General features: G+C 51.3%; 18 protein-coding genes and 2 pseudogenes. 7 read left to right on the top strand and 13 right to left on the bottom strand.

The window, feature by feature from the left end; all coding sequences use genetic code 11:
* Nucleotides 1-69 precede the first annotated feature (69 nt).
* The 3 genes from P6287_RS03005 to P6287_RS02995 all read right to left on the bottom strand — a co-directional run bounded on the left by P6287_RS03005 (nt 70) and on the right by P6287_RS02995 (nt 3,215).
* Nucleotides 70-1,215, bottom strand: a complete 1,146-nt coding sequence (locus tag P6287_RS03005; protein WP_277974489.1) for a serine hydrolase domain-containing protein — start codon at nt 1,213-1,215, stop codon at nt 70-72.
* A gap of 183 nt (nt 1,216-1,398) precedes the next feature.
* Nucleotides 1,399-2,181, bottom strand: coding sequence for a MetQ/NlpA family ABC transporter substrate-binding protein (locus tag P6287_RS03000; RefSeq protein ID WP_101762205.1), 783 nt, complete (start codon nt 2,179-2,181; stop codon nt 1,399-1,401).
* A gap of 17 nt (nt 2,182-2,198) precedes the next feature.
* A complete protein-coding gene (locus P6287_RS02995) occupies nt 2,199-3,215 on the bottom strand; it encodes an isopenicillin N synthase family oxygenase (protein ID WP_277974488.1) in 1,017 nt (338 codons plus the stop codon).
* A 215-nt stretch (nt 3,216-3,430) separates the two neighbouring features.
* Here P6287_RS02995 and P6287_RS02990 point away from each other — a divergent pair, with 215 nt between their 5' ends.
* Complete coding sequence (locus P6287_RS02990) at nt 3,431-4,108, top strand: YecA family protein (RefSeq protein WP_176970789.1); 678 nt, start codon at nt 3,431-3,433, stop codon at nt 4,106-4,108.
* 82 nt (nt 4,109-4,190) lie between these two features.
* Here P6287_RS02990 and P6287_RS02985 read toward each other — a convergent pair whose 3' ends face one another.
* A complete protein-coding gene (locus P6287_RS02985; RefSeq protein WP_192412455.1) occupies nt 4,191-5,240 on the bottom strand; it encodes a DUF1176 domain-containing protein in 1,050 nt (349 codons plus the stop codon).
* Nucleotides 5,241-5,451: 211 nt separating this feature from the next.
* Here P6287_RS02985 and P6287_RS02980 point away from each other — a divergent pair, with 211 nt between their 5' ends.
* Nucleotides 5,452-8,694, top strand: coding sequence for a DEAD/DEAH box helicase (locus P6287_RS02980; RefSeq protein ID WP_192412456.1), 3,243 nt, complete (start codon nt 5,452-5,454; stop codon nt 8,692-8,694).
* Here P6287_RS02980 and P6287_RS02975 read toward each other — a convergent pair.
* The gene (locus P6287_RS02975; RefSeq protein ID WP_192412753.1) at nt 8,691-9,593 is read right to left on the bottom strand and encodes a LysR family transcriptional regulator; all 903 of its coding nucleotides are present in this window, start codon (nt 9,591-9,593) and stop codon (nt 8,691-8,693) included. The two genes, P6287_RS02980 and P6287_RS02975, sit on opposite strands and share 4 nt — an antisense overlap.
* An 88-nt stretch (nt 9,594-9,681) precedes the next feature.
* Here P6287_RS02975 and P6287_RS02970 point away from each other — a divergent pair, with 88 nt between their 5' ends.
* Nucleotides 9,682-10,461: an NAD(P)H-dependent oxidoreductase gene (locus tag P6287_RS02970; protein WP_277974487.1), complete on the top strand. Its 780-nt coding sequence runs from the start codon at nt 9,682-9,684 to the stop codon at nt 10,459-10,461.
* 30 nt (nt 10,462-10,491) lie between these two features.
* On the opposite strand, the gene P6287_RS02965 is transcribed toward P6287_RS02970, so the two are convergent.
* The 3 genes from P6287_RS02965 to P6287_RS02955 all read right to left on the bottom strand — a co-directional run bounded on the left by P6287_RS02965 (nt 10,492) and on the right by P6287_RS02955 (nt 12,515).
* Nucleotides 10,492-10,821: a DUF1493 family protein gene (locus tag P6287_RS02965; protein ID WP_008107769.1), complete on the bottom strand. Its 330-nt coding sequence runs from the start codon at nt 10,819-10,821 to the stop codon at nt 10,492-10,494.
* A 128-nt stretch (nt 10,822-10,949) separates the two neighbouring features.
* A complete protein-coding gene (locus P6287_RS02960; protein ID WP_277974486.1) occupies nt 10,950-11,336 on the bottom strand; it encodes a DUF1090 domain-containing protein in 387 nt (128 codons plus the stop codon).
* A gap of 468 nt (nt 11,337-11,804) precedes the next feature.
* Complete coding sequence (locus P6287_RS02955) at nt 11,805-12,515, bottom strand: IclR family transcriptional regulator (RefSeq protein WP_192412459.1); 711 nt, start codon at nt 12,513-12,515, stop codon at nt 11,805-11,807.
* Between the two features lie 171 nt (nt 12,516-12,686).
* Here P6287_RS02955 and P6287_RS02950 point away from each other — a divergent pair, with 171 nt between their 5' ends.
* Both P6287_RS02950 and P6287_RS02945 read left to right on the top strand, forming a co-directional pair.
* Nucleotides 12,687-13,379, top strand: a complete 693-nt coding sequence (locus P6287_RS02950; RefSeq protein ID WP_192235812.1) for an RraA family protein — start codon at nt 12,687-12,689, stop codon at nt 13,377-13,379.
* On the top strand, nt 13,379-14,329 hold the full coding sequence (locus P6287_RS02945) for an NAD(P)-dependent oxidoreductase (protein WP_192235814.1): 951 nt from the start codon (nt 13,379-13,381) through the stop codon (nt 14,327-14,329). Before P6287_RS02950 ends, P6287_RS02945 begins: the two co-directional genes overlap by 1 nt.
* Before the next feature lie 309 nt (nt 14,330-14,638).
* Here P6287_RS02945 and P6287_RS02940 read toward each other — a convergent pair whose 3' ends face one another.
* The 4 genes and pseudogenes from P6287_RS02940 to P6287_RS02925 form a co-directional block, all read right to left on the bottom strand.
* Nucleotides 14,639-15,979, bottom strand: a complete 1,341-nt coding sequence (locus P6287_RS02940; protein WP_110867458.1) for an MFS transporter — start codon at nt 15,977-15,979, stop codon at nt 14,639-14,641.
* Between the two features lie 1,827 nt (nt 15,980-17,806).
* A pseudogene (locus P6287_RS02935) lies at nt 17,807-18,666 on the bottom strand (SMP-30/gluconolactonase/LRE family protein).
* 91 nt (nt 18,667-18,757) lie between these two features.
* Nucleotides 18,758-19,231 carry a DMT family transporter gene (locus tag P6287_RS02930; RefSeq protein WP_029569449.1) on the bottom strand — a complete coding sequence of 158 codons (474 nt, stop codon included), beginning with the start codon at nt 19,229-19,231 and terminating at the stop codon, nt 18,758-18,760.
* 14 nt (nt 19,232-19,245) lie between these two features.
* Nucleotides 19,246-20,643 (bottom strand): amidohydrolase family protein, encoded by a 1,398-nt coding sequence (locus P6287_RS02925; RefSeq protein ID WP_210080456.1) that lies wholly within the window; start codon nt 20,641-20,643, stop codon nt 19,246-19,248.
* A gap of 142 nt (nt 20,644-20,785) precedes the next feature.
* On the opposite strand from P6287_RS02925, the gene P6287_RS02920 reads away from it, so the two are divergent.
* Nucleotides 20,786-21,673, top strand: a complete 888-nt coding sequence (locus tag P6287_RS02920) for a LysR family transcriptional regulator (protein WP_161736118.1) — start codon at nt 20,786-20,788, stop codon at nt 21,671-21,673.
* Between the two features lie 93 nt (nt 21,674-21,766).
* A pseudogene (locus P6287_RS02915) lies at nt 21,767-22,189 on the top strand (NAD(P)H-dependent oxidoreductase); the annotation flags it as partial.
* Between the two features lie 446 nt (nt 22,190-22,635).
* Here P6287_RS02915 and P6287_RS02910 read toward each other — a convergent pair.
* On the bottom strand, nt 22,636-23,088 hold the full coding sequence (locus P6287_RS02910) for a GNAT family N-acetyltransferase (RefSeq protein WP_277974485.1): 453 nt from the start codon (nt 23,086-23,088) through the stop codon (nt 22,636-22,638).
* Nucleotides 23,089-23,217: the final 129 nt, after the last annotated feature.

Below are 23,217 nucleotides of genomic sequence, written 5' to 3'. Positions count from 1 at the left end.
TCAAATTTCGCTGCTCAGCATACCTCAGCTCAGGCGCTTTTTGGCGCAGTAAAATTGCAAGCAACCATGTTAGTTTTTGTCGTGCGCTTTATTTGCCAGATCCCTCAATAACGCGATGCCCAGATAGTTACTCCAGTTAAACGCGTTCTGCAGCACCACAATCGCATTGCCGTTCTGTTTATCAAAGCCAATAAAGCTGGAGTAACCGCCGATATAGCCAACCTGATAGGTAATCTGCTGATCGCCGTAGGTATCCGTAACCCAGGCGATATTTTGTGACTGATTGCCGTGCTGTTCGTAGCCGTGATTGACCTGCGCAAACGCCGCATTGAGCGAAGCGCCCGCGCCGTCATGCAGGTGCGCATCCAGATAGCGAATCAAATCGCGCGCGTTGCTGTAGAGGCTGGCGGCCGCCACCATATTGTTTTTAAACGCCCAGTCCGGCGTGATTTGCCCGCGAGGAATCAGCTTAGGCTGATCGCCGGCATGACCGAGCGCACGCCACGGATAGCCGCGCAGGCTCTGCGGCTTGAAGCTGCTGCTGGTCATGCCCAGCGGCTGGAACAGATTACGCTGCGCCAGCGTTTCGATGTCCTGATGGAAGCGATATTTAAGGATGTAGCCCAGCAGCGCATAGCCGAGATTGGAATAGCGCGCGCCAGGATGCGCGGGCGCGTCAAAGTCGACCAGATAATCCAGCACGGCATCGCTGTCGAGGTTGCCATAAAAGTTCTCGCCGCTACGCAGATAGCCCATAAATTTCATGAACATCGGCAAATCCATATCCTGACGCGGCAAGCCCGAGGTGTGCGTCACCAGCTGCAACAGCGTGATGCGTTTGGCATCGGCGCTCAGCGGCACGTTGGGCGGCAAAAGCGTCGCTAAGGTGTCGTTCCAGTGCAGTTCACCGCGATCCACCAGCTCAATAATCACCTCCGCGGTGATGCCTTTACTCAGCGAGCCGAGCGCAAATAAAGTGTCTGGCGTAATGGGATAACGGTGCAGCGCATCGGTGACACCAAAACTGTAAAATTCAGGCTGGCTGCGTTGATGGATAATGGCGATGCTGATGCCAGAAACCTGCTTTTGCTGCATGTAATGGCGCACGATGTCATCGACGTTTTCATTAAAAGTCGCGTGTGAAAGATAGACTTTATCGCTGACGGGCGCGGAGGTTTGCGACAAGGTGCCGCAGGCGCTGAGCAATACGCTCATGCCCAGCACAATGATGCATATTGTTAAACGATGGCACAGCACCCGTTTATTCCTGGCGAAGGTAATCATGGCAATGGATTGAGCGAATTTTTATGTTTTATAAAGGGTGCGACGGGTGTTGGTGGCGAAATATAGCACAGAAGAAAGTCAGCGCCACCTGCCAAAAACAGGTGGCGGCGGGGATTATTGATTAACGGGAATAACCGATCCTTTATAGTGCTGGTTAATAAATTCAGCAGTTTGCTTTGACTCCAGATCTTTCGCTAGTTCCAGAATACGCGGATCGTGCGCCAGTTTCGGCGTGGTGACAAGCACGTTGGCATACGGATTATCTTTCGCCTGTTCCAGCGCCAGCGCATCCTTCGACGGCACTAAACCGGCCTGCAACGCGTAGTTGCCATTGATGATCGCCAATTGCGCATCATCCAGCGCGCGCGGCAGCTGCGGCGCTTCCACTTCGATAATCTTCAGATGGTGCGGGTTGTCAGTAATGTCTGCGGAAGTCACCAGCGTATTGGCGCTGCTGCTTTTCAGTTTGATCAAACCATTGGCCTGCAACAGATAAAGTGCGCGGCTCAGATTGGTGACATTATTCGGTACCGCCACCTGCGCGCCATCAGGCAGATCTTTCAGTGATTTCACTTTGTGCGAGTAGATGCCAAGTGGCTCAATATGCACGGTGGCGACCACAGAAAATTTCTCGCCCAGCGCTTTTTCCTGATCGCGCAGATAAGGCACATGCTGGAAGTAGTTGGCATCCACGTCACCGCGCGCCAGCAGTTCGTTGGCGTTGAGGTTGCCGTTGAGTTCAATCACTTTGAGATCGAGTTTCTTGTCGCTCTGTTTGATGTGGTTGAGGATTTCGCTGTGCGGTACGGCATCGGCCGCCACGCGCAGCGCGGCCGCCGAGGCGTAAGTGCTGAACACCGAAACCATCGCCAACGCTGCTATCACCTTTTTATTCATCTGCTTCCCTTAGTTTCTTATGATTTAACGCTATTGAGAGTGTCAGCGTAATAACGCTGCGCCACGTCGCGATGCGATCGCAAACGTCCTTTGAGATAGTTCCAGCCCACTTCACGCAGCAGCGGATTGCTGGGATCGCTGGTCGGTCCGTGCGCTTCTGCCGCTAGCTGCGGCGGTAATTGATACAGCGGCACTTCGGCGTCGAGCTGCGCGCCGAGGAAGAAAGCGATGGAGATGCGCTGCTGTTTTGCCGGCGGCGACACTACACGATGCACGGTGGCGCGCAGATAACCGTTGGTGGCGATCTCCAGCAGTTCGCCGATGTTCACCACAAAAGCGCCCGGTTTCGGCAGCGCATCGATCCACTGATCTGGCGTGACTTCAACCTGCAATCCAGGCTGTTCGTCCTGCAACAGAAAGGTCAGAAAACCAGAATCCTTATGCGCGCCGACACCTTGCTGGCTAGCAGCGGCATCCTGACCAGGATAGCGAATCAGCTTCACATGTTCGTTGGGGTGCGTGCCGTACAGCGCATCAAACGCGTCCGGCGGCAGCGACAGGGATTTGGCGAAGGCGCGCAGTAAACGCAGCGCCACGTCAGTCATCGCCTGCTGCCACGCGTGGATCACCGGACGCAGCTGCGGTAGCGCCTGCGGCCACAAATTGGGTCCTTGCAGCTGCTTCCACGCCGGATCGTCTGGTTGCAACGTCAGGGCGGCCCGTTCTGCACCGATATCAAACTGCTCACGCTGATCGCGCTGCTCACGGGTGTATTCCACGCCCGCGCGGTTGTAGCCACGAAAATGCGGTGAATGGATCATCGAAACGCGCTGCTTCTCTTCATCTGGCAAGGCAAAGAACGCGCGCGTGATGCTTTGCACGTTCTGCAGCAGCTGCGGATTGATGCCATGATTCACCAGATAGAAGAAGCCGACGTCACGCGCGGTTTCGCGCAGCTCGGCGAGGTATTGCGCCTGTTCCGCATCCGGCAGTTCCAGCAGGGCTAAATCCAGTACCGGCAATGTGCTGGCCATACTTTTGCATCCTTCGTGCAGAAAAATTCTGCCTTTACGCTGCCATCTGCTGACAAATGCAGCCAATACTGTTGCGCGATAAGTTATGGAGAATCATTTTTAGGAGAGGTTCAGCAATCGATATGCAAAAAGCGATAAATCGCGCCCGCTTCCCGCTATAATCGCCGCCAATTAACTTTGGGCATGGCCCATCAATGAACAGCAGGAGACGCCGTATGAACCAGGGTCCGTTAACCGAAAAAGAGCTCAACTGGCTTGAAGATATGCTGGAGAAATACGGCAACGAACACTCGGTGGTGGATACCGCTGAGCTGGACGGCATGCTGACGGCGTTGCTCTCAGGCCCGAACGACATCGAACCGAGCGAATGGCTGGTGGCGATGTGGGGCGGCAAAAAGCACATTCCAAAGTGGTCGAATGAGCGTGAGATGGATCGCTTTATGACGCTGACCTTCCAGCATCTGAACGACATCGCCGAGCGCCTGGCCGAATTCCCGGAGCAGTTCGATCCGCTGTTTGGCACCCAAGAGATGGAAGGCCAGGAATTCACCGTGGTGGAAGATTGGTGCTATGGCTATTTGCGCGGCGTGGCGCTGGATGCGGATTGGTCGCTGCTGCCAGAATCACTGCAACCGATGATGGAGGCGATTGCCTTGCACGGCAGCGAAGATCATCTGGCGAAGCGCGAAGCCTTCACGCCGGAAGAGTTTGAAGCCAGCATCGAGGCGATTCGCCCCGCGGCGCTGGAGCTGCATGAATACTGGCAGGAACAGCGCATGGCGCAGCCCGATCCTGAACCTCAACTGCCACACTTTGCCGGCGAGAAAACCGGCCGTAACGATCCTTGCCCGTGCGGCAGCGGTAAAAAATATAAGCAGTGCTGCGGTAAATAATATGTGCACCTTCCGTAGCGGCGCAATTTATTGCGCGTCCCTGGCCTTTAAATCGCGCCGCTACCGATATGTGCGGTTTTTATCAGGGAGCCGGTTTCACCTCGGTCACCCAGGTTGGCAACTGCCATGCGCCGCCCGCACGAATCGCGCGGCACATGCCGGTGGTGGCATCGCTACTCTGCTCAAACGCTTTGCCATCCCACACCCACGCCGCTGTACTCCAGCAATCGCCGATGCCGCGCCCTTTCTGCGCTTCTGAGATCACACCTTCACTGTAATCAGAGCCGGAATCCGTCACCAGCTGCGGCGTGCCCTGCAATGCTTTATCGATCAGCCAATAGCCATAACCTTCGTTATACGCTCCGCGCCAGCACAGCGCGGCGATCAGCACATGCGCATCATCAACCGGCGTTAAGGTCAGCGGCTCCGCGCCCTCTTCCGGCTGATCGTCGGACGGAGCCAGATTGTCGCAGCTGTCGTCGTCGGTGAGTGAGGCAATCAGCTTTGGCTTCAACAGCGCCAGCTCATCGGCCGTCAACGGACGCGCATCGGCCTTAGTCACTTTTACCTGCTGAATCACCGGCATCGCCATCGCTGCCGGTACGCTGCTTTCCGGCTTGTTGCCTTTGCGCACCAACGCGCCCGGCGTACTAAGACGACCTTGCGCATCATCCATCTTCAGCAGCACAGCAAATGCGCCATTGCTGGAGAGATCGAAAGGCTCATCACCACCGCGAAACTCCACTTTGCCGCTGCCTTTAATGCCGTTAATTAGCGCCTGGGTTTGTTCATCCGTCAGCGTCCATTCGTCGTTATCGGCTTTCGCCACGTCGCCCAGCGCACGATCATCAATCCACAACGCTAAGTTGTTCACCACTTTAGAATCATCATCGCCGGTATCGGCCAGCACCACACGGCCATGCGTCACCGCATTGGGACCGCCCGCGCGCACCAGCAACACCGAGCCGCCCGCGCCCTCTTCGGCGCTGTAACCAGCGGCACGACAGGTCAGCGTGTTATCGCAGGCCAGTTCCCAGTCTTTGTGGCTAAAGGAGACGCCGTCTTGATCTGCCAACAGCGGCGCACTCAGGCTGGCAAGTAGCGACATCGCCAGCAGCAATCGGGTAATCATGCCATCTCTCCATAATGGTAAAGGTGGCTAGTGTGATGATTTTTGTGACGCGGGAGAAGTGAATTTTTAAGGTCACGTGGATGGCCAAGAACTAGCAGCCGCCGGGTCGTTTACCACTAACCATTCCACAGATGAGCTAATCATTGAAAGCTAAGCGTTCAAAGCAGTAGTATAAGAATTAGCAGGTAAACATTCAGAGGATATAAATTTCATGGACGAGCAAAGCAAAATCTCGAGTACTCAACAGGCCATAAATATTCTTGATTATTGGCACAAAATAGAGTTTTTCGAATCAACTGACATTAAAGATCTTGAAGATAATGCGGATGGCGTAATTCAACTTAACATTGAAGAATTACAAGATATTACTTCACTTCCCTGGATTGAACCACAGCAAGTCAGGCGCGCAGGCAGTGACTATTTACCTGAGAAAAAATACCGCTACGAACTCTTTTTTGGCATTTTTGATCGTGACGAAATATTCCAGCAAGCCAAACCTTTCGTTGCTGAAAACAGTGATATCGAGAGTGATGCACTCGGTAATGAAGGTCGTACATGCTCGATAAAATGTAAGATTGACCATAATGGCGTTATCGATAGTGATAGTTTTGAATTTTCTACCGTAACCTGGGCATTAGGTCAGATAGCAGAAGGTGGATTAGATCGGCTTAACTTTGATTCATATGAAGTTGATACAAAAAAATTACAACAGCGCTTTAAAGAAATTATTACGGTCGCTGATAATTTAAAAAAACAACACCACCTACCGTCTGTTTTAACCACTTTCGAAATCATTGCGTTTTTAAAAGCAATGGCACAATGGACGCCTTTCACTCCTCAAATCCCTGCTCCTGCGTTATTCATTAAGTTAAATGAAACTACACCTAAAAAAATTCATATCTCGTCCCCGCTAGACCTGGATTTAATTTCAGGCCTGAGCGACATAGCTGAAAAGAAACTTTTAAACGAACCGGAGTATTCTTCGAACTCTGCCGCCCACTACTCAAATGAAATAAGTATATTAAACAGCTTCTACTTACGTGATATCGAGCTGATAATACAAGATATCAAGCGGAATAAGCTAGAAGCTAATTCTCCATTAGGTCGCTATCTAACCGGAAGTCGTAAAAGAAAAGCAGATCTTCTTCTACCGGCAGGACGAACGCTATTAATTGATAAATTACGATTATCCCAGCTTCCTGCCGGACGCTGGCTTTCAGATAGCAGACACAATATGAGTTTAATGCAACAATTTGCCATTAATACTCTTGAACAAGAACTGACGCATCAAGGGCTATATTCAGTTAATGGTCCTCCAGGAACGGGAAAAACCACATTACTACGTGATGTAATTGCGAATAATATAGTCAAGCGTGCTGCTATTCTTGCAAGTTTCGATCGGGTTGAGGATGCCTTTTCTGGCTCGTTTACCATCGACGTTAATGGCGACACACGAAAGATTCCCTGCCTGCGCTCTGAACTGTGTGGCTACGAAATGGTGGTTGTTTCAAGCAATAATGCTGCTGTTGAAAACATCTCTCGCGAACTACCGCAGTTAAAAAGTCTTGGCGATGATTGGCAACATCATGATTATTTTAAATCAGCCGCGCGTAAACTTGCAGCATTTTCACGCATTTTGAAAGAAGATGAAAAGCAAGAAGATAAAACCTATTTAATTAAACCTCTTGCGCCAGAAGATGATTGCTGGGGATTGATTGCTGTAGCTTTAGGTAAGAAAAAGAATCGCGATCGCTTCAAAGAAAGAGTTTTCACACAAAATCATACAAAAGCTGTAACTACACCACCGGCTGATGAATACAGACATCTGTTTGAATCCTTAAAAAATAAAGACATAGTGAGCTTCTCAACAGCTAAAAAAGCCTTTATTCAGGCGCAACAAAACTATCAAGGTATCATTCAGGAAGTTCAGCAACTTGAACGTCTGAATGATCTGTCCAATATTTTCCATCAACAGCAGCTTAAAATAGAACAGTTACGCTTACGAATATTTTCACTCCACGCCCGAACAACGCGGTGCGCTGAACGTTTACCAAAATGGTGGACGTTAAGATTTGGAAAGATCTCTCGTCTTAAAGTCATTATTAAAGGATTAAAAAAGAGATTAGGCTCTGCTTTGGCACTATTGGAGTTGACTGAACAACGTTTAAGTCAAACGAGACGTGAACTGGATGCAAAACAACAAGATTGCTCAACGTTAAAGATTAAATATCAAGATACCATTTTTGCTGCGGATGATTTCAATATTGAGGCTGAGGACATTCAACGTACCGCTTTCGGTCAAGGCGCAATATTGAATGCAGCCCGTAGTCGACTTTCAGCATGTGCCCTTGATTTACACCAATCATGGCTGAAAGAAGCTTATAAAGAGTGCAACTTACTTAAAGTTATATTCTCCGTCAGCGACGCCATTAACGGTGGTGTAGCAGATAGCAAAGCCTGCCGTGCGTTGTGGCAACTTCTATTTATGATTGTGCCGGTGGTTTCTTCTACATTTGCCTCCGTGCATCGTCAGTTCATGCATTTAGGTGCTGGCGATATTGGATGGTTATTTATTGATGAAGCTGGGCAGGCAACACCTCAACAAGCGGCTGGAGCATTATGGCGCGCGAAACGTACTGTTGTGGTGGGAGATCCATTACAGATTGAGCCCGTTTTTACTATTCCTCCAGCATTCGTTGAAGCTCTTGCACAGCGTGCCTTCGCTGATGATTGGCGCCAGTGGTCTCCAACAACACAATCAGTACAAAATCTTGCAGATAGAGTGAACCCCTATGGTTCAGCACAAATATCTAATAAGAATTGGCTCGGCAGTCCGCTGCGCGTCCATCGGCGCTGTGATGAGCCAATGTTCAGTATCGCCAACACAATTGCTTACAACAATAAAATGCTACATGGTCGGGACAAGCGTTGGCCTACTGAAAATGATATTTGGGGAGAGAGTTGCTGGTTAGATGTCTGTGGTGAAGTGGAAGGAAAACATTACGTTCCCGCACAGGGGAAAAAAGTCCTCATGATGGTAAAGGACTGGTTTGAATATCATGGCGCGCTGCCCGACGTCTATATTATTTCACCCTTCAAACAGATAAAAAACCAACTTAAATTCCTGTTGAGTCAGGAACTAAAAGGCATCAAGGATATCAATCGCTGGATTGATGATAGGATTGGTACTGTTCATACCTTTCAGGGAAAAGAAGAAAAAAATGTCATTATTGTGCTCGGTTTATCGGCTAATAATTCTGGCGGAGAGAAATGGGCATCTTCAAAACCCAATTTGTTAAACGTTGCAGTAACGCGTGCGCAGAAACGGGTTTATATCATCGGCAGCAAGGCCATTTGGGCAGGATGCGATTATTTTAATATCGCTAACGAAATGCTAAGCAAAATGGCGCCTCCGGAAATCTCGGAAAAACTTGAGGTTGTGCAGTTTGATTAAGAACGTGACAGCGCCGCCACAATCTGCTGCCGCAGCCACTGCTGGGCCGGATCGCGGTGTAGACGTTCATGCCACAGCAGCAAAATATCAAAGCCCGGCACCTCCAGCGGCAGATCGACAACCGCGAGGTGCGAAGCGTGACGCACCAACCGCTCGGGCAGCACCGCCACTAAATCACTGCTCGCCAGCGTTTCCTGCATAAACAAGAAGTGCGGCACCGACAGCACCACGCGGCGTGAACGCCCGAGCTTCGCCAGCGCATTATCGGTGGCGGCGCTAAAGCCACCGCCATCGGGCGATACCATGACAAATTCCAGCTGACAGAATTGATCCAGCGTCGGCAGACGTTGCAACTGCGGGTGATCGCACCGTCCCGCCAGCACATAGCGCTCGCTGAACAGTTTGCGTTGATGCAGCGTCGGCGGCGCGTTATCGCCCGTATGAAACACCACATCCAGCTCGCCTTTTTCCAACTGCTGCGCCACCAGCGGCGGATTCAGCGCCAATATCGCCATACGACTTTGCGGCGCAGCAGCGCGGATCAGGTTGAGCGCAGGCAGCACCAACGCTGACGAGGTGTAATCGGTGGCGGCGATGCGCCAGGTGTCATCGGCATTGGCCGGATTAAAGGCATCGGGCGGCGCGACCGCACGCTCAACCGCTTCCAGCGCCAGACGCAGCGGCTCACGCAGAGCTGCTGCGCGCGCCGTTGGCAGCATGCCACGCGGCCCCGGTAACAATAGCGGATCGTCAAAATGCCTACGCAATCGCGCCAACTGAGCGCTGACGGAAGGCTGCGAGAGATGCAAACGCTGCGCCGCGCGCGTGACGTTGAGTTCGCTTAACAGCACGTTGAGCGTCTGCAGCAGATTCAAATCCAGCGAGTCGATATTCACTATGGCTATACCTGAGATATCAGCAATTGATTTCCACTATAGCCAGCGCCGACTTAATCTGCAGTGGTTTTCATCTCACAGGATTAAGCCCATGAATGTACTGATTGTGTATGCCCATCCGGAACCACGTTCGCTGAGCGGTTCACTCAAAGACTTTGCCGTGCAGCATTTGCAGCATGCCGGACATCAAGTGCAGGTCTCTGATCTCTATGCGATGCAGTGGAAAGCGCCGCTCGACGCTGCCGACACGCGCGCCCCGTTAGTGGGCGACCACTTCGATGCTACGGTGGATTCCCGCTTCGCCTACGATCATCAGTTGCAGGCCGCCGATATCGCCGCGGAGCAGGAAAAATTGCGCTGGGCCGATACGGTGATTTTTCAATTTCCACTGTGGTGGTTTTCGATGCCCGCCATCATGAAAGGCTGGTTTGACCGCGTTTACGCCAACGGTTTTGCTTACGGCGTGGGCGAGCACAACGAACAGCATTGGGGCGATCGTTACGGCGAAGGCAATCTTAGCGGCAAACGTGCAATGCTGGTGGTGACAACAGGCGGATGGGAATCGCACTACAGCCCGCGCGGCATTAACGGCCCGATCAACGATCTGCTGTTTCCGATTCAGCACGGCATGCTGTTTTATCCCGGCTTTAGCGTGCTGCCGCCGCTGGTTTTCTATCGGGTACAAAAGTCAGCAGCAGAACGATTTGCTGGCTGGTGCGATGCGCTGGCTACAAGGCTAGATACGTTGGCGGAAACCGCGCCCATTGCCTACCGTCAGCAGAACGGCGGCGACTATGAGATTCCTGCGCTGACCTTAAAGGCGGAGTTTGTCCCGGAAGAGAGTGGCTTTGGCGTGCATGTGAAGCGGTGAAAGGTGGCAGACTCGGCGCTGAGCCTGCTGTTACTCGTACAGCCAGCGCCCCGCTTTTGCTGATTCAATCAACATTCCCAGCGTGAAATCGGGTACCACCGGCACTTCACGCTTATTGAATGGATTGAGAATCTGCGCCAGCGAGGGCTCATCGGGATAGTAGGTTTCAATGACGAATCCGCCGCGATCGACGCTGAACTCGCCGAAGAACTCATCCATCAGCGCAGCGGCTTCTTCACGCTCGAAGTTAAGATCGCTATCAATATCAATCTGCGGCGTCAGCGTCTTTTGCTTAAACAGGTAAACGCCGTCGTAACGCCGCACCAGCTCGTAGATACGCTGCTCAATTTCAACTGTCATCGCTTCTGCACCTCCACTGATTTCACCGGAGCGCCATTCTGCCATGCAATCCCAACAGTTGGATGAAAAAAATCTCTGCAGGAGAATTTTGAGACAAAGAGCCAGTTTTCCCAGCCGGGATGCCTGGTTTATTGCGTTAATGCATCCCGAGCTTCTTTCAACTCATCTCGCGCGTCAGCCAGTTTACGCTGCTGCTTCTCAATTTTATCGCTGCGGCCTTTGGCCTGCGCTTCCCTTAGATCTTGTTCGCGTTCCTGCACTTTCAATTGCTTCTCGGCCACTTTCTGCTGGCGCGCTTTGAGCAAGCCGCTGTCGGTGCAATTTGCACTGGTTTCGCGTAACGCCTTTTCCAGACCGGCGATGCGCGCAGCATTGCCATGCTCACGCGCCATCGCCAGCTCTTGCTGGATATCCTGCTTTTTAGCGGCGCAGCCGGTGGCTGGGTTGGCAGCCTGAACAGACGTCACGGTCAAAGCAGAGAAAAGAATCGAAAGGGAAATCAGGGTGTTTTTCATGGTGAACTCTTGGTTTACATTGATGGGCGCTATTATACGAAGAGTTCTTAACAAGATCTTAAGGACCACACATCAGCACTAACTTTGCGTAGAATCAGTATGGCTTTGCCGTGATAACGACGGGAATGGTATAAATGGAATTATTGTATTTATAAGCAGGGAGATTATTAAAAGAAAAAACCTTACCTTTCACATTCAAATAAATCACTCCATTTTCAATCTTACTTAGTGCTTTAGAATCAGAAGTAATGAGGAAGGGTGAATAATCATTACTTAAAGCCTTCTTGAATGCCTCTATAATTTATAAAAAAAGATGGTTAATTAAGCTGGTAGCGATGCAGGGTTATTTTCGCTGTGCGATTCACCCGGTTATCTTCTTCATACCCAGGTGAAATAGTTAGCATTCATACTGCCGAAGTTAGCAATACTCGCGGCATATCATTTACAAGGCGAACCTATCCAGGCCAGCTAGAGCGAATAAAAATGATCACATTTGATTTTAGGGGCGCCGAGCTTTAGGGAGAGTCTGTAAGCCGTCTCTTTCATTATCTTGCCCACACCGCTGTCGCGCATCGATTGCGTTAAACGCGATGACGGACCTGTTAATGCCAGCGCGGCGAGCAGTTTGTTTCCCTCACCAAAAACGGGAAGAGAGAATGCAGCAATGTGCGGATCACGCATGCCGGAGGTAAAGAGCGGTAATTCTGGGGCAGATTCAAGAAGCGGTTCATTGAGTCCCCAATGGCGAAGCACTTGCCCTATTGCTGAATTATCCAGCGGCAAAAGTGTACCGGGTAAGCGCGTTTCTCGTAATCCTTCGGAGGGCTCCGCTCTGAATAAGCAAAGCCTTTGACCGTTCTCAATCACATACCATGTGGCGCTTTCACCCGTCGCCGTCGCCAGCGCGTGCAGTTCAGGCTGGACAATACTGGCCAGATGAAATGACTGTTCATAGAGCTTGCCAAGATAAAGCAGTCTGGGACCCAATGTATAAACGCCGCTGTCGCGTCTGATGACGTAGTTCATGCGTTCAAGTGAGTTCATAAGACGGTAAACCGTCGTTTTATGGTAACCCGAAAATTGTGCCAGGGCGGTGAGCGTCAACGCCTCTTCGCCAGGCTTAAAACAATCCAGTAGTGCCAGCGCTTTCTCAACGGCAATTACGCCTTCATTCCCCATCGGTACGGTCTCCTGTTTGCGACGGTAAGAGTTTACCGTGCAATTTGTGATTCACATCGTATTTACATCACAAATGAAAGCTTAACGCTGGTGCGATCTGATTTAACATCGATATAGTGGTTTTACATAGTACAACATAGTTGTATCAGGTAAAACATGAAGAGGTGATTTATGCCACACGCAGAGAATACGTTCATCAAGCGCGACCTTACCCGTACAGCGCCCGAGCTGGTCAAACAGGCTGCTGAGTTTCAGGCCGCTATTCTTGCCGATGTTGCCGGACGTCGCGGTACGCTGCACGGTCGCGTAAAGCCCGTTTCACCCACCATGAAAGTTGCTGGCCCCGCCATCACGGTAGAGGTTCGGCCGGGCGATAACCTTGCCATTCACGCGGCGCTCGCCATCGCTCAGCCTGGCGATGTTATCGTCGTCGACGGTAAAGGCGATATCAGCTGTGCTTTGATTGGTGAAATCATGTCCACTCAGGCAGAAGCGTCGGGCATCGCAGGAATCATCATCGATGGTGCAGTTCGCGACGCCGACGCACTGTGCGAAAACGGCTTCCCGGTGTTTTCCGCAGGTCTGAATCCTTGTGGCCCAACCAAATCTGTCGCGGGCCGCGTTAACTATCCTGTTTCTGTGGCCGGAGCGGCAATCCAGCCTGGTGATTTGATCATTGGTGATGTCGACGGCGTGGTCGTTCTGCCACGTGAAGCCGTTCCGGCGCTGATTGAACTGGCACAGAAAAAACTGGATGCCGAGACCAAACGCATTGCCGCCATCCGTGAAGGCGATATTCGCGCACCCTGGCTGGAAAAAGCCCTGCTTGCGGCTGGAATGTTGAATGAAGGGGAGGAATTGTAATGGCATCTTCTCATCCCGTAATTTTGGTAACCGGCAGCGATTTGGCGCAGGAAGCGTTAGGCCTGCTCAAGGGCTTTGATATCGTTTACGCAGGCATAAAGCCCAGTGAAGACGAATTGTGTCAGCTGTGTCACCAACACGATCCGGTGGCGATTATTGTTCGATACGGCAAAATCAACGCCCGCATCATGGATGCCGCACCTCACCTGCGGGTTATTTCCAAGCACGGCAGCGGCATTGATGTTATCGATCAAAAAGCGGCGGCTGAGCGCCATATCAGCGTGCAGTCAGCGCCCGGTGCTAATGCAGCAGCGGTGGCTGAACATACATGGACGATGATATTGGCCTGCGCCAAAGCGGTTCTCCCGCTGGATCGCCGAATGCGTCAGGGACATTGGGACAAATCGACCCACAAGTCGGTTGAGCTTGAAGGCCGAACGCTGGGTCTGATTGGATTGGGTGCGATTGGCGGTCGGGTCGCTCGCATTGGCAAAGCGTTTGGTATGAAAGTCCTTGCCTATGACCCGTTCGCCAGGTCCTTTCCCGACGAGTGTGAATCCTCCACGCTTGAAGCTCTGCTACAACAGGCAGATGTGATTTCATTGCACTGCCCATTGACGGAACAGACACAGCACATGATCAACAGCGACAGGCTGAGTCAGTGTAAAAAAGGCGCGATTCTCGTCAATACTGCACGCGGTGGCCTGATCGATGATAACGCGCTTCTAACGGCGCTGGGTGACGGCACCCTTAGCTGGGCTGCTCTGGATAGTTTTGCTGTTGAGCCGCTGACCGCACCACATGTCTGGCAGGCTGTCGATAACGTCATCCTGTCGCCGCACATTGGTGGCGTCAGTGACAACTCATACGTGAAAATGGGAACAGCTGCAGCGAGTAACGTTTTGAAGGTGCTGGCTGAACCGATCAAAAGTGAAAGTGCCCTGTCTTAATGCATTAACCCTCCCCACCATTTGTTAAACGACCTTACCAACTTGCTTGCCGGTAAGGTCGTTCATCAACCTCGGCTATCACTGCAAATCTCCGTCACTCCCTCAGCGTTGCCCCTTCGATAAGACAGTTACGTCTTTCCAATCCAGACTTGTCACTGAGATCTCACTGACGTTTAGCGGCTTGATAACGAGAAGTGCATAGCTTGGATGAGGCGGAACGTGAACTTCTTTTGGAGTGGATTGATGGTGGGAGGAATGGGAGAAAAGCCTCCCGCAGACGCTCAGATAAGCGCCCGCGGGAGGGTGACGTTATTTACTCACCGGCGACGCGGTGTTTTCGACTTCAATGTTTAACTCTTTTTTGCGGCCCATGATCAGCACGGCAATACCGCCAATACCACACAGAATCGCCAGCGGCACCATAGCCAGTGTGTGGCTGCCCGTGGCCTGGTTGATGATGCCGTAAACGTTGACCATCAATCCTCCGCCGATCAGGTTAGCCATGGCGCCAATCGCAGCCAGACCGGCAGCCGCGGTAGTGGAAGACATCCACCCCGATGCGAGCGCCCAGAACGGACCTTTCATTGAATACGCGCCTACCAGCACCAGCGACAGAATCACCACGCTGCCCGTTAAACTGTTGGTGATGAAGGCAGATAACAGACCACCCGCAATCAGGAAAAGGGTTAACGCGGTATGCCAGCGACGCTCGCCGCTGCGATCGGAGCTTCTGCCCCACACAATCATCAGGATAGATGCCAGACCGTAAGGGATGGCGTTCACCAAACCGGTGGTGAAGTTATCCAGGCCATATGATTTAAGCAGTTGCGGCGACCAAACGCTCAGCGTTGAGCCTGCCGCAGAAGCGCCGGCATAAATCAGCGCCATCACCCAGATATGTTTATGGCGCAGCAGTTGCCATAAAGAGATGTGGCCGATCGCTTTCTTCTTCGCGTTCTCGGCTTCAAGCGTGCTATTCAGCCACGCTTTTTGTTCCTGATTTAACCAGCTGGCATCGCTTGGTCTGTTGCTCAGCATAAAGAAGGCGGCAATACCCAAAACCACCGCTGGAATGCCTTCCAGGATGAACAACCAATGCCAGCCACGCATGCCGTACCAGCCATCAAGTGACAATATGGCCCCAGAAATGGGCGAGCCGATAAAATTCGCGGCGGGAATGGCAACCATAAAGGTGGCGATCACGCGGGCGCGATATTTACCCGGAATCCAGTAAGTCAGATAGAGAATCACGCCAGGGAAGAATCCGGCCTCAGCTGCACCCAGTAAAAAACGCAATACGTAAAGTGTATTGGCACTCTCAACGAAGGCGGTACAGACCGAGATAATGCCCCACGAGACCATGATGCGAGAGATCCAAATCTTCGCACCGATTTTCTGCATCGCAAGGTTGCTGGGTACTTCAAAAAGAAAGTAACCCACAAAGAACAGGCTACTGGCCAGACCAAAAACGGCTTTAGATAATCCCAAATCTTCATTCATCTGTAGCGAGGCCATACCGATGTTGCCACGGTCAATGATGGCAATCAGATAGCAGACGATGAGAAAGGGCAAAATACGCCAAACCACCTTCTTAACGGTCTGCTGCTCTATATCGGCAGAGAAAGACGTGGTGTGCTTTTTCTCAGACATGATAATCCTCACAAGTTTGTCATGGCCTTACGCGATGATATGTTCGCAATGCCGATTGTTGTACTGTGTAAAACTTAGATGTACAGAGTACAATCATTATCTCGACAAACGCCCTTCTGTGCCTGAAGTTGTAATCAGGTTGTGTCTTTTGTCACAGAAAGGTATCTGATGATTTTCATTTTTGTGATGCTGCCGAGATTTCTTTTTCGCGCGCACCGCGGGTCTGCTGAAAATTATAAGAAATGAGGTAAGTAAAACGGCAGGAATGGAAAAATTAACTGAGACTAATAAAGGAAATATAAATAAGCAATATCAATCAATTAAATGTATTTCCCAATTTCGCAGGATGGAATATCAAGACCTGATCATCAACAGGCGCTGCTGTTAAAACTCACTGTGACGATGCAAAGCGAAACCAACAAGAAAAAAGTCAGGTGTTGATCGGGTGGGCGTTGAATTGTACTTCAGGAGAAAAAGACAATAGAAGATGAAGTGCCCCGTCGACCTTAGCATAACCACAATAAGGCTCGGACGGATTTGAACCAAAAAAAAAGCCTTTCGGCTTTAATTTTAGTAACTTGCGGACTGTTACGGAAGTTCTCGTATCTTTAAATGGTGCGAAGGCCGGACTCGACAATCAACTCAAATACTTGATTTTAAATCAAAAAATAAAAACCCTGCACTGCTAATGCCCCCTTATGTGCCCCCTATTTTTTTGGCTAAATCTTCATAAATATCCTTTCACTAAATTTTTGTATTGCCCGTTTCAAGTAAAAGCCTGCTTAATGTGGCGGATTCGTTCTATAGGTTGAAATCCACATAATCATTTTCCACCTAAAAAAAGATTTTAATAATTATCCTTCACATTGTTCACTTATTGATTTTTATGATTAGAAACATAATCTTATACTGTGAATGATTGGTGCAGGGTGACGATTATCATTCATATCAGGTGAAGTCTGGACGTAAAAAACCGGCTTTCGCCGGTAAATATCGTCATGTTGCTGTGGGATCATCGCACCTTAGCAGCTAATCGCTCATGCTCTATCCCTTGAGATCGAGATTGGATTGCACCACTGACTTTTTACGAGGCTTTAGTCAGTGATGCCCCGTGCTACCGAATGATGCTCTTAAGAAGCAGGCCAAACATATTTATGATATGCGTAATCTTATGGCTGTTGGCCTCCATGTAAGCGCGATAGGAATGATACAAATAGCGCTTAGAGGCTGAAGTGGCCGGATGCTCGCATTCTACTATTGAGTGCTCTTAGCTCTTACGCCCTGTGGATGGCTGAAATGCTGCATAAGCTGGCGCACTATAACAATGGTAAGCTCATCGCTGATTTTACTTCACCTGCGAATCGAGCTTGTTTGCCGGAATGATTTCCAGAAAGTGCAGGATAGCCGATGGCGCGCTAAGACTATTGGACGTGCGAACTTGTCAGCGATTAGCCAATTACCGCAGTGCTTGCAAAGATCCCAGAGTAACGACCGATGTAAACATCACCTTATTCAGTCCGGCCAGCATGGCAGCGATTTACGCAATTATGCTTTTCCGCTGCCTCAGGCACCGGTTACTTCCAGAAAGTATTACTAGCCAAAGCGATTCGCTATAAATATAAACAGCCCAGAGAGAATGATGCTGAGCTTCTCCAGTTTACGTCCGGCGGCAATGCTGCCCAGTAACTGCTAGAAAGTTGTTACCTGAGCTTGCAGCATCTCGCCTTCTCCCGCGTTTATTTAACCGAATGCCCGCTTTGTGCCAGAAGCGGACGCTAACGACATTACTTGTGGTTAAGGCACTTTTACGTATGAAGGACAAGACTGTTACATTTCATATGTTGAAAACCGACTCTCAGGTAAACCGGAAAATACTGCTGAGTTAGCCTTTAACAACGCGCCATCATGTTTTGATTGTTCAGGAAGGCCCACGCTTGCGCTGGTGCAGTAAAGCGTTGTGAAGGTATCACCCGCAATGACCGGACATGTGCTCTGCACGGAGGGAGAAGGCAGGATACAGTCCGTTGTTCCGTCCGGGCGATAACGCACCAGACGATTTCCACCCCATTCTGCATTCCACAGATACCCTTCTGCATCCACACAGGAGCCGTCAGGAGCGCCTTCACCTTCGACTTCTATGAATATGCGCTGGTTTTGCAGCGAGGGATAATCGCAGCACATAATCTGCCCCTGCATTGAGTCGCAGTAGTACATTGTCCCGCCATCCGGGCTGAAGCAGATGCTGTTCGGGATGGCGACCTCAGGCAGAGAAAGCGTCTCAACAGCGAGTGTCGCTGCATTGAGCCTGTGAAACTTACCAATAACTTTCGCCGGAAATCCGTCATCCATCGTTCCAAAGACGAAGTTGCCGTCTCTGTCACAACGTCCATCCCCTGTACGGGTCCCCGCTCACCTGGTGAATCTGCTACCGGGGTAAACTTGCCGGTATCAAGGTCACAGAAGGCCAGTCGGGAAGCAAGCGCCATTAGCAGGACGTTGGCTTTTTCAGTCAGTGCAAACGAGCCGAGACGTTCAGGCAGTGACCATCGCATCACGATGCCGGTATCTTCTTCCAGAGCGAGCAGCTCACTGTTTTCAATGTCAGTCCAGTAAAGCCTGCGTGTTCTGTCACACCAGAGCGGGCACTCTCCCAGCACATTATTGACATCAGCAGCTATTGCAAACATGTTTTTTCTCCCGGTATTAACGCATTGCGCCTGTATAAAAGCTGCGTGCGTCTGCACATATGCATACGCACGCAATGAGCTATTCGCTCGGTTAATGCAGAAAACGCTCAGAGAGCCGGTCGCCGAAAAGCATGACGGCGAGCCCAGCCAGCATGACAAGCATTCCAGCGAGCTTAAGTAAAGAAACCGGGCGCTTAATCGCGCCCAGCAGACCAAAATGGTCGATCATCTGAGATGAGAGCAACTGCCCGACAATCGCCAGTCCGAGCAGAGCTGAAAAACCAATTTTCGGTGCAAGTACCACGTAGCTAAACAGCGCGCAGGCACCTATCAGTCCGCCAGCCAGACTCCAGACAGGCTGAGAAGGAATGGCAGCAAGGGAGGTGAATAACCCTCCGCGCAGCAGCGAGTAAATCCCAAGGCTGAACGCCCCGGCCGTAAAGGAAAACAACGCGGCGGTGACAGAGTCGCCTCCGAGTCCTTTTGCAAGCTGACTGTTCAGGGTCGTCTGCAGGGTAATCCCCAGACCTGCTGCAAAAGCTATCACGTAATAAATCGCGCTCATGCTGTTCGTCTCTGTCAGTTAGCCTGAACCAGCGGCAGGAATTTTTCCGCAAAGATGTCTGGCTCATACCCTGCCGCCGCAAAGAGGTGCTCGCGTGATTCATCAATGGCGGCGCGGAGGCGCTCACTGTCCACTCCCAGCACTTTGCCGTTCTGCTTGACGATGCGCCCGCCGATCATCACGGTGTCGATATTACTGCGCTCGGTTGCATGCACCACCGTGCCAAACGCATTTCCGTTGGGATAGAGGTTGAGATCAGCCGCGTTAATCAGCACCAGATCAGCCTGTTTACCTGGCGTCAGGCTGCCCACTTTGTCCTGCATTCCTGCACAGAAAGCACCATCGACGGTGGCCGATTTAAGCAGCTGCGCAGCCGGAAGCGTCGTCAGCGAATGCGCTGAATCACAGCAGTGCTGCTTATGCATACCCATTACACGCTGCAGGTAAAACGCCACGCGCATTTCCATAAACATGTCGGTGCTGTAAGAGGTTTCATTGTCCACGCTCAGGCCAGGGTTGATGCCATGACGCTGCGCGGCTTCAATGGCGAACATTCCGCTTTCGATGCCATAATGCGAATCCGATCGCGGACAGACGTTCACCCGGACACCGGCTTCGCGCAGGATTTCCCAGCCTTCATCAGGCAGTGCCGTGCAGTGGTTGAAGATATTGTCCGGGCCAAGCAGCCCCTGCTGATGCAGTGATTTAAGCTCAGAGGCCATTTCTGCGCCAAAGAACTCGGTGACAATCGGCAGTCCCAGTCTGCGGGCCTCAGCCCACAATTCGGGTTCCAGCTGGGCCATGACGCCCAGCGTCACAAGACTATCAGGGTTGTCCCTGAAATATTTTTCCTGCAGGCGCTGCCAGTTGCCAGGCCAGTGCGCCTTATCCCATTCGCCGGCCACCGGTGCGCCCGAAGCATGGATAGCGCGAATACCGGCATCAAGCAGGGCCTCAACGGCGGCATCGGCGTGCGCTGCGGTCCGGCTGTTATGCGAGTTATCAATCATTGTGGTGATGCCCGCGTCAATCGCGCCCAGCGCCGTCAGCAGGTTACCCACATAGATATCTTCCGGACGGTAATACTTAGCGAACGAAAAGTGCGTGGCGTTGCTGTAGTCGTCCAGACAGGTGGCGTTGGGGTTGATACGGCGCAGCTGACCTTCCCAGGCGTGACGGTGAGAGTCGACCATTCCCGGCATGGCGATCATATTGGTGGCATCAATGACGTGAGCACCTGGTGCGTCAAGGTTCTCTCCCACGGCGGTAATCGTTGACCCTGTGACAAGAATATCGCCACGCTCAAGGTTTCCCACATTCTCGTCCATGCTCAGTATGGTGGCCCCGCGAATCAGCGTTACCGGCGGGTTTTCGTACTGATTATTAACAATATCTCTGTAGTAATCGGTCATTGTCATCGTCTCTTTATGTGTAAACAGGAAAACGATACGCCTTCCTATTAATGTGAAAAAGATGACTAACGCGTTTTCATAATTCAGAATTAACGAATAATGATGTTTATCACTTTCACAGGATATCCAGGAGAGCAGCCAGATGGATCGCATTCAGGCTATGCAGATTTTTTTAAGGGTGGCTGAGGCCGGAAGCTTTGTGCGGGCAGCGGAAACACTCTCCCTGCCTGCCTCGACAGTTACCAGCACCATCAAAAATCTGGAGAAATATCTGCAGGTGCGTCTGCTGAACCGGACCACGAGACGGGTCAGTCTGACTCCCGAAGGCCTGCAGTATCTGGCGCAGTGCAGAGAAATACTGGCCCTGATCGAACATACGGAAGCCAGTCTGGCCGATGCGAACAGACGGCCCCGGGGCCGTCTGCGCGTTGATATGCCCGGAGGAATAGCTCAGTTCGTCGTTATGCCTAATCTGAAAGCGTTCTGCAGCCGGTATCCTGATATCTACCTGATGATCGGCGTCAGCGATCGGCAGGTCGATCTGGTTCAGGAGGGGGTGGATTGCGTAATCAGAACCGGAGAGTTACTTAACTCAACGCTGGTTGCCCGTCCGCTCGGGCAGTTTCGCTGGATCACCTGTGCCTCTCCCGACTATCTAAGGGCATATGGTATTCCGCAGTCACCTGACGAGTTATCTCATCACCGGGCCATTCACTATTTTTCCGGCCAGAGCCGGCGCACGGATGAACTGCGTTTCGTTCAGGGAACGGAAACGCTGTCTGTCTCCGTCAGCGGGCAGGCCGCCGTCAACGAGACGGGACTCTATATAAAAATGTGCCTTGAGGGGTTCGGACTGGCGCAGCTTGCTGAGAACGTGGTCGCAGAACATCTGCAGAAAGGAACGCTGGTTGAAGTCCTGGCCGACTGGCAGCCGTCGTCTGTTCCTGTCACATTGCTTTATCCCCATCAGCGTTTTCTGTCACCCGCCGTTCGCGCATTTGCAGACTGGATAGATGAAATCGTTAACTGATACCTCCCGGCCGGTGCAGACGAAAGTCTGTGTCTGGCGGATGCGTGCATCCCGGAGCAGCGACTTACCGGGGAAAGGGCTGTACCCGATACTGAAGTGCGTTATCTGTATGACCTCTATCCGGACGGCAAAATTGACGTAGCCGCTGAACAGGCTGCTCTGGAAAACAGCGACCGTATTGTGCTGCAGTTCCCGATGCAGTGGTACAGCACGCCGCCATTGCTCAAGCAGTGGCTTGATGATGTGCTGACCTACGGCTGGTCACATGGTGGCGAAACACAGGCACTGCGTGGCAAGCAACTCATGCTGGCCGTTTCGCTCGGTGGTGCTGAGTCTGCGTATCAGCCTGATGGCGCAGCCGGTCATACGGTAAACGAATATCTGCTGTCCTTTGAAACAATCTCCGGGTATCTGGGTATGCATTATCTCAAGCCTTTTATTACCGGCGGAAGTGCGACGATCACCGACGGAGAAATTGCGGCACAGGCTGAACGCTATAAAGCGGTATTAGTCTGATAAGCACCATGCATTCTTTCGATTATTAAAACGCTCAGATGTGCTGGTTGTCGTGAGGATTTTAATTGCGGCAACCTGCACAACTATGGCTGCTGATAGCTGTTGTGAGGGCCCTCAGCAAACAAAAAACACCCGCCCCTACGCTTTGCCTTTCCAGAATAACGGGTGAAGTTATCTGCCCCCCATTGAAGACACAGAACGCTATTAGCAATGTCCGCTCCTCGCTCAAAGCTGCCAGCCAGTTCCTTTGATTTCCTGAAGATGTTTCAGCCGCCGTTCTGCATGCCTGGTCAGAAAAGCAGCGTGTCCAGGGCGGCGCGGATTTAACTGTAATGGCTCTGATTTGCCTGAAGGTGGTTTGGTTACGTCAGAGCTGTATCCCGACAGGCGTTCCTAATAAGCGGTTTACCGGACAGAATATGCGGTCTATTCAGGAGGTGACTGTATCAACGCGCTGGTTCTCTGAGGCATAGATGGTGCGTGACTTTTTCTATGCCGGTTAAAGCCACAAAGCCAGCTCGTTCATATAAAGTGAATGCCGATGGAGGAGCGTTTGTGGTGATAAAATCAAACCAGTGACCAGAATCCTTAAGTATCTCACTGAGCAGGGCGCTGCCAACCTGCCTTTTTCTCCATCCTGAGTCTACATAGAGATGTCGCAGACGTCCGATGCCAGTTTTTAGCGTAAACGGGTCGATGTTGAGGCCACACACGCCGACGATTAATCCATCGACAGAAGCCCCAATTAGTTTTTCTCCGGGCCTGTCAAAGCGGTTCTGCCCGCTAAGCCAGTTTTCTTCCAGTCTGCGCAGCATGTTAAATCCTTCATCCATGCTCTGCGATCTTAGCTCAGTAAATCCAGGGCTGTCCGGGGTGATGTTTGTGAATTGGATATTCATGATTGTTCCAGAGATTTCAGTCTGCATAGTCTGGACAGAATAACCTGAACGTCCATATACCTGAAAACTGCCAGATGTAAACAAGGGTAATGCAAAAATGCATTACCCTTGTTGCATGTAATGCATTTT

Origin of the sequence: Pantoea sp. X85 (genome assembly GCF_029623675.1) — a bacterium.
GTDB lineage: Bacteria > Pseudomonadota > Gammaproteobacteria > Enterobacterales > Enterobacteriaceae > Pantoea > Pantoea leporis.
Note: the sequence above shows the minus strand (reverse complement) of the source record. Positions and strands in the feature narration are given on the sequence as shown.

What these genes read in the sequence shown, in the direction of transcription:
- P6287_RS02955 (WP_192412459.1), bottom strand. Translation starts at nt 12,515, where the DNA reads ATGGGGAATGAAGGCGTAATTGCCGTTGAGAAAGCGCTGGCACTACTG.
- P6287_RS02910 (WP_277974485.1), bottom strand. Translation starts at nt 23,088, where the DNA reads ATGAATATCCAATTCACAAACATCACCCCGGACAGCCCTGGATTTACT.
- P6287_RS02980 (WP_192412456.1), top strand. Translation starts at nt 5,452, where the DNA reads ATGGACGAGCAAAGCAAAATCTCGAGTACTCAACAGGCCATAAATATT.
- P6287_RS02930 (WP_029569449.1), bottom strand. Translation starts at nt 19,231, where the DNA reads ATGAGCGCGATTTATTACGTGATAGCTTTTGCAGCAGGTCTGGGGATT.
- P6287_RS02920 (WP_161736118.1), top strand. Translation starts at nt 20,786, where the DNA reads ATGGATCGCATTCAGGCTATGCAGATTTTTTTAAGGGTGGCTGAGGCC.
- P6287_RS02925 (WP_210080456.1), bottom strand. Translation starts at nt 20,643, where the DNA reads ATGACCGATTACTACAGAGATATTGTTAATAATCAGTACGAAAACCCG.
- P6287_RS02985 (WP_192412455.1), bottom strand. Translation starts at nt 5,240, where the DNA reads ATGATTACCCGATTGCTGCTGGCGATGTCGCTACTTGCCAGCCTGAGT.
- P6287_RS02970 (WP_277974487.1), top strand. Translation starts at nt 9,682, where the DNA reads ATGAATGTACTGATTGTGTATGCCCATCCGGAACCACGTTCGCTGAGC.
- P6287_RS02940 (WP_110867458.1), bottom strand. Translation starts at nt 15,979, where the DNA reads ATGTCTGAGAAAAAGCACACCACGTCTTTCTCTGCCGATATAGAGCAG.
- P6287_RS02960 (WP_277974486.1), bottom strand. Translation starts at nt 11,336, where the DNA reads ATGAAAAACACCCTGATTTCCCTTTCGATTCTTTTCTCTGCTTTGACC.
- P6287_RS02945 (WP_192235814.1), top strand. Translation starts at nt 13,379, where the DNA reads ATGGCATCTTCTCATCCCGTAATTTTGGTAACCGGCAGCGATTTGGCG.
- P6287_RS02995 (WP_277974488.1), bottom strand. Translation starts at nt 3,215, where the DNA reads ATGGCCAGCACATTGCCGGTACTGGATTTAGCCCTGCTGGAACTGCCG.
- P6287_RS03000 (WP_101762205.1), bottom strand. Translation starts at nt 2,181, where the DNA reads ATGAATAAAAAGGTGATAGCAGCGTTGGCGATGGTTTCGGTGTTCAGC.
- P6287_RS03005 (WP_277974489.1), bottom strand. Translation starts at nt 1,215, where the DNA reads ATGAGCGTATTGCTCAGCGCCTGCGGCACCTTGTCGCAAACCTCCGCG.
- P6287_RS02965 (WP_008107769.1), bottom strand. Translation starts at nt 10,821, where the DNA reads ATGACAGTTGAAATTGAGCAGCGTATCTACGAGCTGGTGCGGCGTTAC.
- P6287_RS02950 (WP_192235812.1), top strand. Translation starts at nt 12,687, where the DNA reads ATGCCACACGCAGAGAATACGTTCATCAAGCGCGACCTTACCCGTACA.
- P6287_RS02990 (WP_176970789.1), top strand. Translation starts at nt 3,431, where the DNA reads ATGAACCAGGGTCCGTTAACCGAAAAAGAGCTCAACTGGCTTGAAGAT.